General features: G+C 44.3%; 1 protein-coding gene. It reads left to right on the top strand.

Annotated features, from left to right (window positions below; translation table 11 throughout):
- Positions 1 to 202 precede the first annotated feature (202 nt).
- On the top strand, positions 203 to 652 hold the full coding sequence (locus V7783_RS21045; protein WP_335680387.1) for a glycoside hydrolase family protein: 450 nt from the start codon (positions 203 to 205) through the stop codon (positions 650 to 652).
- Positions 653 to 724: the final 72 nt, after the last annotated feature.

The following is a 724-nucleotide window of genomic DNA, read 5'->3' as shown; positions in this document are numbered from 1 at the left end:
CGTTAAAGGTGTTATTCAGGATTTAACAGAAGCGCGCGATTCACTTAATCGGGCTATTGAGATTGAGAAAGCTAAGGGGGGTGAGAGATTATGAGCTGTTTCGATATTAGAACGCAAACAAAACTCAGGCTACTAAATACGAAAAAGAACGCGACGTGCTTGTTGATGGCCTCGCGCAACTTGAGAGACAAGAGGCTATATCATGAATATTACCGAAATGTTAGATTTTGAAGAGGGCTTTAGATCGGAGCCATACCTTTGCAGCGAAGGCTTTGCCACAGTAGGAATAGGCTGGCGCATCGGTAGTAAGGGGCAACCACTATCTGACTTCAAGCATATTTCAATGTGCCAGGCAGCAGCATACGCTCAGCTAGACTTCAAAATAGCGGGTATCACTGCGAATCTATCTAATGAATTCGAGTTCTTTAAGGACTTAAGTGAATGTCGCCAGGCTGTACTGATTAGCATGGCATATCAAATGGGTATTAACGGATTAATGAAGTTTAAAAACATGCTGGAAGCTATTGAGACACAGTGTTGGAATGATGCGGCGCATGAAGGCCTTGATTCACGCTGGGCAAAGCAAACGCCAGAACGCGCAGAGCGACAAATGAGAACCTTACTGATTGGTGATTGGAGTCAGTATGAGTAGTTAATTTGCACATAAAACGCCCTATCGGCCCATTTTGCATGAATACGGTACGGCACATCAATGTGGGTATCG

This window comes from Pseudoalteromonas sp., from assembly GCF_036960685.1.
Classification (GTDB): Bacteria; Pseudomonadota; Gammaproteobacteria; order Enterobacterales; family Alteromonadaceae; genus Pseudoalteromonas.
The sequence above is the reverse complement of the archived record's forward strand: the minus strand, read 5'-3'. Positions and strand labels throughout refer to the sequence as shown.

Coding starts and splice junctions, on each gene's coding strand:
- V7783_RS21045 (WP_335680387.1), top strand. CDS start 203: ATGAATATTACCGAAATGTTAGATTTTGAAGAGGGCTTTAGATCGGAG.